Genomic DNA, 12183 nt, shown 5'->3' with positions numbered 1-12183 from the left:
CACCCATGCCGACCAGCCCGTCCGCATCATCGGCGAACCGATCTGGCCGAACCGCACCGACGACGAATACCCCGCCTGCGCCCAGCACGAAGCCCTGATCAACCTCGCCTTCACCGGCCGCGACGTCACCATCCTCTGCCCCTACGACACCCAGAACCTGGCCCCGGCCGTACTGGCCGACGCCGAAGCAACCCACCCGCTGCTCATCGACGACACCGGTCAACGAACCAGCACCGCCTACGACCCCGAGCGGATCATCGCCGGCTACAACCAGCCGCTGCCCAGACCAGCCGATGCCACCGAGCTCACCGTCGATGCCACCAACCTCGCCCAAGCCCGATCCCTCGCGCGCACCCACGCTCTGCAGGCGGGCCTGACCGACGACCAGATCGCCGACGTCGAACTGGTCGTCACGGAACTGGTGACCAATAGCATCGACCACGGCGGCGGCGCCGGCCGGCTCCGGATCTGGACCGCCGACGGACACCTCGTCTGCGAAGTCCACGACCAGGGCACCCTGACCGACCCACTGGCCGGCCGGCACCCGGCCGCACCCGGGCAGCACCGGCAGCGAGGCTTGTTGCTCGTCAACCACATGTCCGACCTGGTGCGTCTCCACGCCGGCACCCGCAGCACGACCATCCGCGTCCATTTCCAGCTGTGACGCGGATGGGTTCCGGCTGGTGAGCGACGTCATGGGGACATGACCGGTGCGTGGTGAGAACGTCAGCGGTGATGCCGCGCGCTGGGTCATGGATCTGCGCGGCACCGGTCCGTCCGCGCTGGCCGGGGTACGCCGCTGGGCGACCGGACAGTGCTCCCACCTCGGCACCGATCACCTGGCTGACGTGCTGCTGGTGGTCGACGAACTGGCGGCCAACGCCTACACCCACGGCGGCGGTCCGTTGCGAGCCAGGATCACCGCCATGACCACGCCATGCCGGGTGGTCGTCGAAGTCGACGACGCCTCCCCCGCCCACCCGCAGGTCCACCCACCGGCACCCGAAGCCCACCGCACCTCCGGATGGGGCATGTTCCTGATCGAGGAGCTCGCCGACACCTGGGGTGTCCACGAGAACCACGAGGCCGGCGGAAAGACCGTGTGGGCCCGGCTGTCCTGCGGCACCCGCGCTCGATCACCCTGCCTCTGACAGCGAACACGCGCGACCAGGCCGGGGGCAACAGCGGCACCGTCTTCGCTCCACCTGATCAAGGAGCAGGCTGCACACCGACACCGCCGAAGTGGCTCTGCGCAACGCTCCTGCGGGCCGGCGAACCTCGGCCGCCGCTGACAGCGCGACCGCAAGCCCCGAAACGTCCTGGCCGGGCCGGCAGCTGCCGATCCCCGGCCGGGAAAAGCTGCCCGACCGGCGAAGTGATCGCCTCGCCGGCTGGGCTTGAAGCGCGTCGCTCAGTTGCCGTTGCTGGTTCCACCGTCGGACAGCCCATTGGCGGCGCAGTTGTCCGGCGACTCGCCGTTGCCGACGCCGACGCCGTTCGCGACGTCGTGGAGCGGCACCTGGACACCCAGGACGTTCACGTCGTTGTCGCAGAAGCCGACCGTGCCGCTGACGTTGTGCAGCGCGTCGGTGTTGTCCAGGTTGAGCAGGCTGAACTGGCTGGTGGAGTCGTAGCCGCCCTGGTACCCGTAATCGTCCCAGGTGTCGGCGGCGGCGACGCCACCGGCCAGGAACGCGCCGGCGCCGAGGGCACTGGTCACGACGAAGAACTTCTTCAACATGCGGGAGACTCCTTGGATGCAGAATGCTTGACGAAACGACGGCGACGGTGTTCCGCTGCGCGCGAGCAGAAATTACTGGGACGCGCGTCCGGCACTCCACTCGGAACACCATCGTGTGAACCTCGCGGGTCGCCGACCACGGTGTCGTTGACTCGTTCGTGGCAGCCCGACAGCCGCCGATGCACGGCAGGAAGGTGCGCGGAACTTCGAAACTCAGACCGTCGACGAAGAAGCGTTCCTGAGGCGGCGGCGGTAGGCGCCGGGTGCTGTGCCGAAGGTTCGCTTGAACGCGTTGGCGAACGCGAACTCGGAGGTGTAGCCGACCTTCTTGGCGACGGCCCCGAGCGGACCACCTGACCGTGCTCACACTGCGGCGGAGGCGGTGGTTGTCATCGACGACGCGAATGAGCCGTCAGACGACGGCTTCGCCGGTGCCCGGCAACGGCTTGAGGTCGGGCTCCACCCAACCGGATCGCGCCTCGGCCGTCGCCAGCGTCGATGGCCGGTAGTGGTGAGCGAGTAGCCGCTTGTCCAACAGCGCGGGGTGACGATCCGCGAAGGCGTCGAAGTCGTCTTCGTCGCTGGACGCCACGTGGTGGCCGACAAGCTCGACCCAGGCCCGGCTGACTGTCGCGTTGTACTTCTGCGGTGCGCCGGCATACCGCGCCGTCCGTCGGATGCCGTTGCTGATCATTGCGGTCGCGGTGTCGGTGCCGTACCGGCGCACGGCAAGCCAGGTCAGGTGGATGTGCTGGCGATGGCCGAACCGGTCCGCACGGGCCATGACCTCGGCCATCAGCGCATCGAACGGGTCGTCGGTGGCCGGGATCCGATCTGCCGTGTGGTCGAGACTCATCGGCCGGCCTCCGTCAAGGCCCGCAGTACTGCGCGAGCCCCGTTGACAGCATCCGCCGGAAGACCGGCGAGAGCGCGTTTCTCCAGATCGCCGAGGGTACGGCGGATCAGCGCGGCGGTCTGTTCGCCGTCCACCGTGAGTTCGATGAGCACAGCACGGCGGTCGCCCGGCCGGGCACCACGGGTGATCAGGCCGCGGCGTTCCAGGCGGTCGAGGATGCCGGTCAGCGTCGCGGGCCGGGTCCCTACGGCAGCCCCCAGCTCGGACACCGTCCGGCCGGTCCCGTCCGCGAGGTTGCCCAACGCGTTGATCTCCGACGCAGTCAGGTCGAGATCGACGAGCTCCGTCGTGAGCAGGTGGAGTGTCGCATGGGTTGCGCGCTGCAGCTCAAGTATTACGGATTCGTTCTTCACGCTTCCGTACTATACGGTCTCGTACTAATGTTGGGCAAGCGGCGGTCAGCCACACCAGCCCGGCCGTACGTGAGTTCTTGGCTGGAACTCCCCCCGGGTGTTCGCGCAGACTGGCCGGGTACGGCGCAGGTAGGACCAGACGGCCGCGCTCAATGCGATGCCGTACACGGCGAAGGCGCCGACCCCGAACCAGGTCACCAGCAGGAGGTCACCCGGGGTGGGGAAGTCCCCCCGCGCGACGGTCACCACGCCTGCTGTGCCCAGCGCGGCGTAGCTGGTTCCGATCACTCCGTAGGGTGCGAGCGTGGCGGCGCCGATCAGGGCCGGAGTGAGCGGTAGCCAACGAGGCACCCGCGTGCCCCGCAGGAACAGCGTCCATCGGGGGAAGACCTGCCCCCACGGTCGTACCAGGCCGAGGAGGAGGAACACACCGAGCAAAGCCAGCAACACCGTGGCGTCGATGCCCCGACGTTCCAGGGTGAGCCACATCCCCGAGGCGCCGTTGCGCTCGGCTATGGCCAGCATCTGTGCTCCGCTGAGCCCGGCGAAAGTCCCGCCCAGCACCCACGTCATCTTCATGACCGCGTACGGCAGGAACGCCGCGGCGCCGAGGTAGGCCAGCGCGCGGACGCGCCGTGGCGCGGGTGTGGGCTCCGGTCTGCTTCGTTTCGTGGTGCAGGTGGGTCCGGCGCCGCACCACGGACAGGTGCCGGACGCGGAAGACCGGTAGGAGCGGGCCGTGGCGACCAGCAGCACCAGGCCGACCGCGGCGAGCACCCGGTTGGCGGTCGCCGGCCGGCTGTCGACCGACTGGTTGAACGCGAGAGTAATGATGTCCATCAGCAGGCCGAAGGCGGCCGCGCCGGTCAACACGCACAACCCGACCAGGGAGCCCGAAACGACTGGCCGGGGAATCCGCCGGCCCCAGGGCCGTACGGCGGCCGCGGCCGCCGTCGCCGACAGGACGGCCACGGCCACGACAACCCAGTTCAGGCCGACCGGTAGCGGCTCCGCGGCACGGAAGAACACCGCGGTCCCGGTGAGCGTGAAGACCAGGCCGAACCCTGCGTACATCGCCGCCCAGCCCCACACCGCGTACCCGACCCACGACGGCCGCCAACCCCACCGACCAGGTGCCGGCACGGTCATGGCCCGGCCACCGGAGCGGTCCGGCATACGAGGTTCGTTCATCATTTCCGCAAACTATGCGGGAGATCCTTAGAGGTAGCTGAGATGGGCCGAGAGGGCGCACACGGTCTTCGAATCGCGACGTCGGGCGAAGGCGGACGCACGCCGTCCGGTCGACATCGGACGGTGCCCGAGGGTGCGACGACCGCCCGTGACCACGAACGGGTCCAGAGCCACACGCAGCGATGCTGCTGGACCACCGAGGGTTTGCTTGCGCCTGCGGAAGGTGTGCTCGCTGTCGAACCGGCGCGGGAACGCAAGTACTAGGCGCGACCGTGTGCCGCCCGTGATCGGCGTGCCACCGAGTCGAGCGCGACAGCCAGTGCGAGGACCAGGCCCGTCACCATGAACCGGAACGACGAGTCGAGGTCGAGCAGCGTCAGCCCGCTCGAGATCGACTGGATCACCAGAATGCCCAGCAGGGCGGAAAAAGCACTGCCACGCCCGCCGAACAGGCTGGTGCCGCCGATGACCGCCGCCGCGATCGCGTTGAGGTTGACGTCGCCGGCGCCACTGGCCTGGTTGGCCGCCGCGAGCCGCGCCGCGGCGATCAGCCCACCGAGCGCCGCGAGCGAGCTGCACAGCATGAAAACGCTGGTGTACATGCGTTTCACGTTGATCCCGGCCCGGCGAGCGGCCTCGACGCTGCCGCCGATCGCGAACACGGCCCGGCCCCACGCCGTGCGGGTCAGGACGTAGTTCAGGACCAGCACCAGCCCCACGAAGGCGACGAACAGCCAGCCCACGCCGCGAGCCTGGTTCAGGTACCACACCGCGAAGCCGAGTCCCAGGAGGACGGCCACGCTCCGGGCCAGCAGCAGCGGCGTCGACCGCCCGGAAAGCCCGGCTGCCCGGCGGGCACGGGCCAACGAGTACCCGGTGAGGAAGATTCCGGCCGCCGCCGCGGCGACCAGCACGTACGACAGCCACGCCGGCACGAAGTCGAGCTGGGCGAAGTGCACCAGCCCGGAGTCGAACGGCAGGTTGATGGCGCCCTTGCTGCCGAGCAGCCACAGCTGCAGCCCGAGGAACCCGAGCAGCCCGGCGAGGGTCGCGACGAAGCTGGGTACTCCGAGCCGGGTGACCATCTGCGCGTAGACCCAGCCGATCAGCGCGCCGGCCACGATCGCGGCGAGGATCGACAGCCAGACGGGCCACCCGCTGCCCACGAACGTGACCGCGGTGAGCGCGGCGGACAGCCCGCTGACCGAGCCGACCGAGAGATCGATCTGCCCGACGAGCAGCACGCACACGATGCCGAGCGCGATGACGCCGACCGACACGCTCTCCATCAGCAGGTTCACCAGGTTGGCGCTCGACAGGAAGACCGGGTTGAGGATCTGGAAGACGGTCCAGATCACCACCAGCCCGACGACGATCGGCAGCGCGCCGAGGTCTCCGGACCGGATCCGGTCGGCGATGGCGCCGAGCGCGGGCTTGAGTCCCTCACCACGGCGCAGCCGCTCGTCGAGGAGGTCCAGCGCGGGGGCGGTCTTCGTCTGCGTCATCGGTTCTCCCTCTCCCGCACCCGGCGCGTCGCGACGTTGTCCGTCGCGCCGGTGATCGCGGCGACCAAGTCCTCAGTGGACACCTCGGCCGCGTCGAAGACGCCGTTGTTGCGGCCGAGGCGCAGGACCACGATGCGGTCGGCGACGGCGCGGACGTCCTCCATGTTGTGGCTGATCATGATCACGCCGAGGCCTCGCTCACGCAGCCGCTCGATCAGGTTCAGCACCTCGGCCGTCTGCTCGACGCCGAGCGCGGCCGTCGGCTCGTCCAGAATGATGATCTTCGGTTCGCCCAGCAGGGAACGGGCGATCGCGACCGTCTGGCGCTGCCCGCCGGACAGGGACGCGACCGGGATCCGCACCGTCGGGATCTTCGCCGACAGCTGCCGCAGCAGCTCCCACGACCGGGTCTCCATCGCGACCTCGTCCAGCCGGCTCCGGCGGATCTCCCGGCCGAGGAACAGGTTCTCGACCACGTTGAGGTTCTCGCACAGCGCGAGGTCCTGGAACACCGTGGCGATGCCGAGCGAGTGCGCGGCCGCGGGGCTGTCGATCGCCGCCACCTGGTCGGCGAACGTGATCGTGCCCGTGTCCGCGCGGTGCACGCCGGCCAGCACCTTGACCAAAGTGGACTTCCCGGCACCGTTGTCGCCCACGATCGCGACCACCTGACCGGCGGACACGTCCAGGTCGACGTCGGTCAGCGCGGCGACCGCGCCGAAGTTCTTGCTGATCCCGCGCAGCGACAGGACCGCGGTGTCGGTCTGCATCACGCGATCCCGTGCTGCTTGCACGCCGCCGCGTACTCGCCGGTGCACACGTCGGACGGCTTGACCTGATCCGACTTCGACAGCACGCCGGCGAGGGTGGCCAGCGTCACCACCGTCGGGTCGAACAGCTGCGACGGGGTGTTGAAGAGCGTCGTCTTGCCGGCCGGCTTCTCCCCCTTCACGAACTGGTACGCGACCTCGGCCGCGGCCTCCGCGACGATCTTGATGGGCTTGGAGATCGTGTTGTACTGCAGGTCGGCCACGATCCGCTGGGCGGCGGCGACCTCGAAGTCGTTGCCGGTCACCGGCGGCACGGGAGTGACGCCGGCGGCCTTGAACGCCGCGATCGCGCCACCGCCGGTGCCGTCGTTGGCGGCCACCACGCCCGCGATGCGGCTGCCGAACCGGGTGATCTGGCCGGACACCCATTCCTGGGCCTTGGCCGGCTGCCAGTCCGGCGTGTCGTACTCGGCGAGCAGCGGGATACCGCTGGTGTCGACCGCCGCGTGGATGCCCTTCTTGATCAGCCCGGCGGCCGCGTCCGTCGGCGATCCGTTGACTTCCAGGATCCCGCCCTGCGCACCGGTTTCCTTCAGGTGCTTGACCAGGTCCTCGCCGATGGACTTGCCGATCTTCTCGTTGTCGAAGGAGATGTAGTAGTCGGCCGGGGTACCCGGGATGGGCCGGTCGTAGGCGATGACGGGCACTCCCTGAGAGCGAGCGGTGTTGACGATGCTCGCCGCGGCCGTCGAGTCGACCGGGTCGATCACGATCGCCTTCACGCCCTGCGCGAGGGCCGAGTTCGCCTGCTGCTGCTGGCGGGACGCGTCCGCGTTCGCGTTCTGGTAGAGCACCTCGCAGTCCGCGCACAGCTGCTTGATCTTCGCCTTGAACAGCGGGCTGTCGTACAGCTCGTACCGCGTCGAAGCGATGTCCGGCATGAGAAACGCGATCTTGGCGTTGCTCGTGCCACCACCGCCGCCCGTACCGGACGAGCAAGCGGACACGACCAGTGCGAGAGTCGCGACGAGGGTGACGAGTCGGCGCATGGCGATTCCCTTCGAGTACGCGTCAGTGCGCGCGGTTGAGCGAGACGAGAGCGGCCGGGTCGGCCGGATCGGCGGGCAAGCGGATTTCGGTGAGCGCGACGTTGTCCAGTGCGGGGAAGATCCGCCGGTAGTGCTTGACCGGCAGGCCGAGGAGCACGCAGAGCGTGACCCGCAGGAGCGTGCTGTGGGCGACGACGAGCACGGTGCCGCTGTGCTGCCCGTCGAGTTCGCGGAGCGCGGCGGCGCCCCGGGCACCGGCGTCGGCCAGCGGCTCGGCACCGGGGAAGGCGTTGGCCTCGGGGTCCTCCCGGAACCGCCGGACCGCCTCGGGGTCCATCTCGGCCAGGGTGTGGGTCTCCAGCGCACCGAAATCGACCTCCCGCAACCCGGGCCGCAGGTCCAGGGACACGCCCAGTGCTTCGGCAGTGGGCGTCGCCGTGGCGACGGCCCGCTGCTGCGGCGAGCTGACGACCGTGTCGACCCCCATCGACACGGTCGTCTTGGCGAGCTGCTCGGCCTGCCGCAGCCCGAGTTCGGTCAGCGCCGGATCGCTTCGCCCGCCGGCGTAACGGTTTTCGGCGTGCCAAACCGTCTCGCCGTGCCGAGCGAGGAGAAGCCTGGTCATTTCCGCGCCACCTCCGGGTTCGCGCAGTGCAGTGGCGGTTCGCCCGCCAGCCACCGGGCCGCCTCGACGCCCACCATCCGGGCCGCGCGACCGGCCACCGCCCGGCTCGCGCCCGCAAGGTGGGGCGTCATCACCACGTTCGGCGCGCTTCGCAGCGGGTGGTGGGCCGGCAACGGCTCCTGGTCGTAGACGTCCAGGGCGGCGGCGAAGAGGTGGCCGTCCGTCAGTGCCTTCGCCAGGGCGTCGTAGTCCAGCAGGCCGCCCCTCGCGCAGTTCACCAGCACCGATCCCGGCGGCATCAGCGCCAGCTCGCGCTCGCCGATCATCCCGCGCGTGTCGTCGGTCAGCCGTGCGTGGAGCGAGACGACCGTGGACCGGGACAGCAGTTCGTCGAGCGGGACCGAATCGACGTCCGCGTAGGGATCCGAAACCAGGACGGTCGCGCCCATCGCCCGGAGGGCCACCGCCACCCGGCTGCCGATCGCGCCCGCGCCGACCAGGCCGACGGTGCTGCCCGCGACCTCGAGGCCGGTCTCCGCGTAGGCGTACATGCCGCTCTCCCACCGGCCCGCCACCACGCTGTTGTGCGCCACGGGAATCCTGCGCATCGCGGCCAGCATCACGGCGATCGTGTGCTCGGCGGTGGACTCCGCGTTGCGCCCCGGCGCGAACGTCACCGCCACCCCGTGTGCGGTGGCCGCGGCCAGATTCGCGTTCACCGGCCCGCCGCGGGACACCGCGAACAGCTCCAGATCGGGACACGCCTCGAGCACGCGGCGGGTCAGCGGGGCCATCTGCGTCAAGCACACCCGAACCCCTTGCAGGGCCTCGATCAGCTCCGACTCGACGTCGGACGCCTCGTCGACCTCCGCGACCTTGCCGAACGGCACGTGCGGCCACGGCAGTTCCAGGGTCCGCACGTCCCACGCGCCAGGCGCCAGTTCGGCCGCCAGCAACCGGTTCAGCACGAACTGGTCGCCGGCGAGGAGAATCGGTTCCGCCACTGTTGCTAATCCGATCAAAAGTAGGCCAACCCCCGAGCGGTAAGCGACCGTTGCCACGAAAGCCATTCGGCCGTGACTGTGGTCGGATTAGTAACGAACGACACTGTCATTCCTTCCACCAGCCGCGGTCGACGAGCGCCGTGACGAACGCGTGGTACGCGGGCGTCAGCTCGTCGTGCCGCTTCACATCCGGTTCCAGCGTGCGGCGCACCCGCACGAGCCGCTTCGCCGCGGCGGGGATGTCGCCGGAGAGCGCACCCGCCGCCAGCACGGCCATGCCCAGCGCGGGTTCCGGGTTCACCGGCAGCCGCACCGGCACGCCGAGCACGTCGCACCGCAGCTGGTTCCACCACTCGTTGCCGGCCCCGCCGCCCGTGAACGTCACCGGCCCGCCGACGTCCGCACCGGCCGACGCGAGCAGCTCGAACGACAACCGCTCCAGGTGCGCGACCCCCGTGCACACCGCGGCGAACACCCGGGCGGGGTCGCCCGACACGACCAGCGGACCGCCGTCGAGGAAGCCGCGTGCTTCCGGCGCCACGAAGGGGAAGCGCTCGCCGTGCCCGACCAGCGGATAGCACAGCGGCACGTCGTCGATCCCGGCGGCGGCCGCCGTCAGCCCGGCCAGGTCGGCGGACGGGAACAGCGCCCGTACCGCGCCCGCACCCGTGCTGGACGCGCCCCCCGGCAGCCACAGGTCCCCGTGCGGCGCCCGGTGCGAGTACACGGCGCCGGTCGGGTCGTGCGGCAGAACCGTGCTGACTCCCTTGAGCGCCAGCGTGGTGCCGAGCACCGAGTTCCACTCGCCGACGTCGAGCGCGCCGGCGGCGAGCTGCGCCGCGCAGCCGTCGGTCATGCCGGCGACCACCGGGGTGCCCACCGGAATCCCGGTCGAGGCAGCGGCAGCCGCGCACACCTCGCCGAGCACGGTCCCCGGCCGCACCACCTCCGGTAGCACGTCTTCCGAGATGTCCAGCGCGGACAGGATGTCCGACGGCCAGCGGTCCCCGATCAGGTCGTACCCGGTCTTGAGCGCGTGGCTGGCGTCGCTCGCGACCGGGTGCCCGACGAGCGCGGCCGCCACCACGTCCGGCTGGTGCGCGAGCCGCACCCCTGGGCCGAGCAGCCCCTCTTGCCGCCACCACAACACCTTCGGCAGCGCCCACGCCGGCTGCATCCGGTACCCGAGCCGGCTCCACAACGCTTCGCCGGCCTCCTGGGCGACCACGGCGAACGCGCCGGCGCGGGTGTCGTCGTACATGAGGCCGGGCGTGCGTGGCGAGCCGTCGGTTCCGGTGAGCAGCACGGTCCCCGAGGTGGCGCAGACGGCGACCGCGCCGACCTCGCGACCACCCAGGTCCAGCGCGGCCAGCGCTTCGGCGGTCAGGGTCCACCACGCGCCGGGGTCCTGCTCGTGCCGGTTCCCGGACCGGGTGCCACCCAGCGGCCGGCGAGCCGACGCGACGGTCTCCCCCGCGCTGTCGACCGCCAGTGCGCGGACGCTCTGCGTCCCGAGGTCGACGCCGATCCACAGAGGTTCGCTCATCGCCAGCGATCCCATCGGGTCGCCGCCAGTGCACGGGTCTCCAGGAACTCCGCGTGCGCCTGCTCGTACAGGTCGCTCGTGGCGGCCTCCGGCTCGTAGCGAGCGGCGGGGCGGACCAGCGCGCTCGCCGCGGCCGCCAGGTCCGGGTAGTCGCCGAGGGCCGTCAGCGCGAACACCTGCGCTCCCTTCGCGCCGACTTGCGAGTCCTCAGTGGACACCGCGGGCACGCCGGTGATGTCGGCGATCAGCCGGCACCACAACGGACTCGCCGCACCACCACCGCACAGCCCGAGCTCGACCGGCCGGCCCGGCGCCGCGTCGAGGCAGTCGCGGATGACGTGCGCGAGGCCCTCCAGGACCGCGCGGGCGAGGTGCGTGCGGCCGTGGGAGAACAGCATGCCGGCGACGAACCCGCTCGCCGCCGGGTCGAGGAACGGCGCCCGCTCCCCCGCCGGCGACAGGTACGGCCAGACCCGCAACCCGTCCGCCCCCGGCGGGGCCTGCGCCGCCAACGTGGTCACCTCGTCGTGATCGGCGAGGCCCAGCAGGTCGACGAGCCAGTCGACGACGCCGGTCCCGGCGAGCGTGGGGAACGACCGCATGATCAGGCCGGGCGTGCCGAAGTCGAGCGTCAGCCCGGACGGCTCCCCCGTCGTGTCCGGCGCCGCCACCAGCATCTCCGTGCACAGTGTCGTGCCGAGGATGCAGGTCGCTTGGCCGACGTCCGTGGCACCGGCGCCGAACGCGGTGGTCACGATGTCGTACGGGGCCAGCACTACCGGCGTGCCGGCCGGCAGGCCCAGTTCGGTCGCGGTGAGCGGCTGGACCTGGTCGGCGAGCAGGGGTGGCAACACGGCCGGGTCGATGCCGTACAGCTCCGTGAGCTCGGCCGAGTAGGTGCCCTGGTGGATGTCGAGCCAGGGCGCGGACGCCTCGGACTTCTCGATGCCGAGGACGCCGGTCAGTTTGAGGAACAGCCAGCCGCCACAGGTCAGGACGGTTCGGGGTTCGTCGCGACGCAGGGACCGGAGGATCGCGTTGGGCAGGCCGGCGTTGGTGAGCGAGCCGTTGATCCGGTACGCACGCTCGAGGGTCCCGTCGGCGCGCCAGCCCCGGACGACGTCGGTGGCGCGGCCGTCGTTCCACAGGACCGCGGGTCCCGCCGGCCGGCCGTCGGGGGTGACGAGCCAGGCGCCGTCACCCTGCGCGGTGACCGCGAGCAGCCGCACCGGGCGCGCGACCCGCGCAACCGCTTCGCCGACGGTCGCGACGACCGCGTCCCACACCTCGAGCATGTCCTGCTCGCACCGTTCACGGCTCGGGTGGCGCACGGTGGTTCCCCGCCGGGTGACCGCGAGCTCACGGCCGTCCATGTCGAACACCACGGTCTTGATGACGGTCGTGCCGGCGTCGACGCAGATCGCGACTTCGTTGTCTGCCACGGCGACATTAGAAACTGATCGCCCGAAACTTCGCAACTCTT

Annotated in this window: 13 protein-coding genes and 1 pseudogene; 2 read left to right on the top strand and 12 right to left on the bottom strand. The window is 70.7% G+C overall.

Annotated features, from left to right (window positions below; all coding sequences use genetic code 11):
- Both AB0M80_RS39645 and AB0M80_RS39640 read left to right on the top strand, forming a co-directional pair.
- On the top strand, window positions 1-664 hold a 664-nt coding region (locus AB0M80_RS39645), incomplete at its 5' end, for a sensor histidine kinase (protein WP_364575227.1).
- A gap of 46 nt (window positions 665-710) precedes the next feature.
- Entirely contained in the window at window positions 711-1151 is a 441-nt protein-coding gene (locus AB0M80_RS39640) for an ATP-binding protein (RefSeq protein ID WP_364575225.1), read from the top strand.
- 260 nt (window positions 1152-1411) lie between these two features.
- Here AB0M80_RS39640 and AB0M80_RS39635 read toward each other — a convergent pair whose 3' ends face one another.
- The 12 genes and pseudogenes from AB0M80_RS39635 to AB0M80_RS39580 all read right to left on the bottom strand — a co-directional run bounded on the left by AB0M80_RS39635 (window position 1412) and on the right by AB0M80_RS39580 (window position 12142).
- Entirely contained in the window at window positions 1412-1741 is a 330-nt protein-coding gene (locus AB0M80_RS39635) for a hypothetical protein (RefSeq protein WP_364575224.1), read from the bottom strand.
- A gap of 213 nt (window positions 1742-1954) precedes the next feature.
- Window positions 1955-2086, bottom strand: a pseudogene (locus tag AB0M80_RS39630) (AraC family transcriptional regulator); the annotation flags it as partial.
- A gap of 67 nt (window positions 2087-2153) precedes the next feature.
- Complete coding sequence (locus AB0M80_RS39625) at window positions 2154-2597, bottom strand: hypothetical protein (RefSeq protein ID WP_364575222.1); 444 nt, start codon at window positions 2595-2597, stop codon at window positions 2154-2156.
- Window positions 2594-3010 (bottom strand): MarR family transcriptional regulator, encoded by a 417-nt coding sequence (locus AB0M80_RS39620; RefSeq protein WP_364575220.1) that lies wholly within the window; start codon window positions 3008-3010, stop codon window positions 2594-2596. The genes AB0M80_RS39625 and AB0M80_RS39620 overlap by 4 nt, the downstream gene beginning before the upstream one ends.
- Before the next feature lie 45 nt (window positions 3011-3055).
- Window positions 3056-4204, bottom strand: a complete 1149-nt coding sequence (locus AB0M80_RS39615) for a hypothetical protein (protein WP_364575219.1) — start codon at window positions 4202-4204, stop codon at window positions 3056-3058.
- Between the two features lie 257 nt (window positions 4205-4461).
- The gene (locus AB0M80_RS39610) at window positions 4462-5706 is read right to left on the bottom strand and encodes a hypothetical protein (protein WP_364575217.1); all 1245 of its coding nucleotides are present in this window, start codon (window positions 5704-5706) and stop codon (window positions 4462-4464) included.
- On the bottom strand, window positions 5703-6476 hold the full coding sequence (locus tag AB0M80_RS39605) for an ATP-binding cassette domain-containing protein (RefSeq protein ID WP_364575215.1): 774 nt from the start codon (window positions 6474-6476) through the stop codon (window positions 5703-5705). The genes AB0M80_RS39610 and AB0M80_RS39605 overlap by 4 nt, the downstream gene beginning before the upstream one ends.
- Entirely contained in the window at window positions 6476-7525 is a 1050-nt protein-coding gene (locus AB0M80_RS39600) for a sugar ABC transporter substrate-binding protein (RefSeq protein ID WP_364575213.1), read from the bottom strand. The genes AB0M80_RS39605 and AB0M80_RS39600 overlap by 1 nt, the downstream gene beginning before the upstream one ends.
- Before the next feature lie 22 nt (window positions 7526-7547).
- Window positions 7548-8150, bottom strand: a complete 603-nt coding sequence (locus tag AB0M80_RS39595; protein ID WP_364575211.1) for a histidine phosphatase family protein — start codon at window positions 8148-8150, stop codon at window positions 7548-7550.
- Window positions 8147-9154 carry a 2-hydroxyacid dehydrogenase gene (locus AB0M80_RS39590; RefSeq protein WP_364575209.1) on the bottom strand — a complete coding sequence of 336 codons (1008 nt, stop codon included), beginning with the start codon at window positions 9152-9154 and terminating at the stop codon, window positions 8147-8149. Before AB0M80_RS39590 ends, AB0M80_RS39595 begins: the two co-directional genes overlap by 4 nt.
- A 106-nt stretch (window positions 9155-9260) precedes the next feature.
- Window positions 9261-10700, bottom strand: a complete 1440-nt coding sequence (locus AB0M80_RS39585; protein WP_364575207.1) for an FGGY family carbohydrate kinase — start codon at window positions 10698-10700, stop codon at window positions 9261-9263.
- A complete protein-coding gene (locus tag AB0M80_RS39580; RefSeq protein ID WP_364575206.1) occupies window positions 10697-12142 on the bottom strand; it encodes an FGGY family carbohydrate kinase in 1446 nt (481 codons plus the stop codon). The genes AB0M80_RS39585 and AB0M80_RS39580 overlap by 4 nt, the downstream gene beginning before the upstream one ends.
- Window positions 12143-12183: the final 41 nt, after the last annotated feature.

The organism is Amycolatopsis sp. NPDC051045 (assembly GCF_040682955.1).
Lineage (GTDB): Bacteria > Actinomycetota > Actinomycetes > Mycobacteriales > Pseudonocardiaceae > Amycolatopsis.
This window is presented reverse-complemented; position numbering and strand designations above follow the sequence as displayed.

Coding starts and splice junctions, on each gene's coding strand:
- AB0M80_RS39615 (WP_364575219.1), bottom strand. CDS start 4,204: ATGATGAACGAACCTCGTATGCCGGACCGCTCCGGTGGCCGGGCCATG.
- AB0M80_RS39635 (WP_364575224.1), bottom strand. CDS start 1,741: ATGTTGAAGAAGTTCTTCGTCGTGACCAGTGCCCTCGGCGCCGGCGCG.
- AB0M80_RS39585 (WP_364575207.1), bottom strand. CDS start 10,700: ATGAGCGAACCTCTGTGGATCGGCGTCGACCTCGGGACGCAGAGCGTC.
- AB0M80_RS39610 (WP_364575217.1), bottom strand. CDS start 5,706: ATGACGCAGACGAAGACCGCCCCCGCGCTGGACCTCCTCGACGAGCGG.
- AB0M80_RS39625 (WP_364575222.1), bottom strand. CDS start 2,597: ATGAGTCTCGACCACACGGCAGATCGGATCCCGGCCACCGACGACCCG.
- AB0M80_RS39605 (WP_364575215.1), bottom strand. CDS start 6,476: ATGCAGACCGACACCGCGGTCCTGTCGCTGCGCGGGATCAGCAAGAAC.
- AB0M80_RS39600 (WP_364575213.1), bottom strand. CDS start 7,525: ATGCGCCGACTCGTCACCCTCGTCGCGACTCTCGCACTGGTCGTGTCC.
- AB0M80_RS39595 (WP_364575211.1), bottom strand. CDS start 8,150: ATGACCAGGCTTCTCCTCGCTCGGCACGGCGAGACGGTTTGGCACGCC.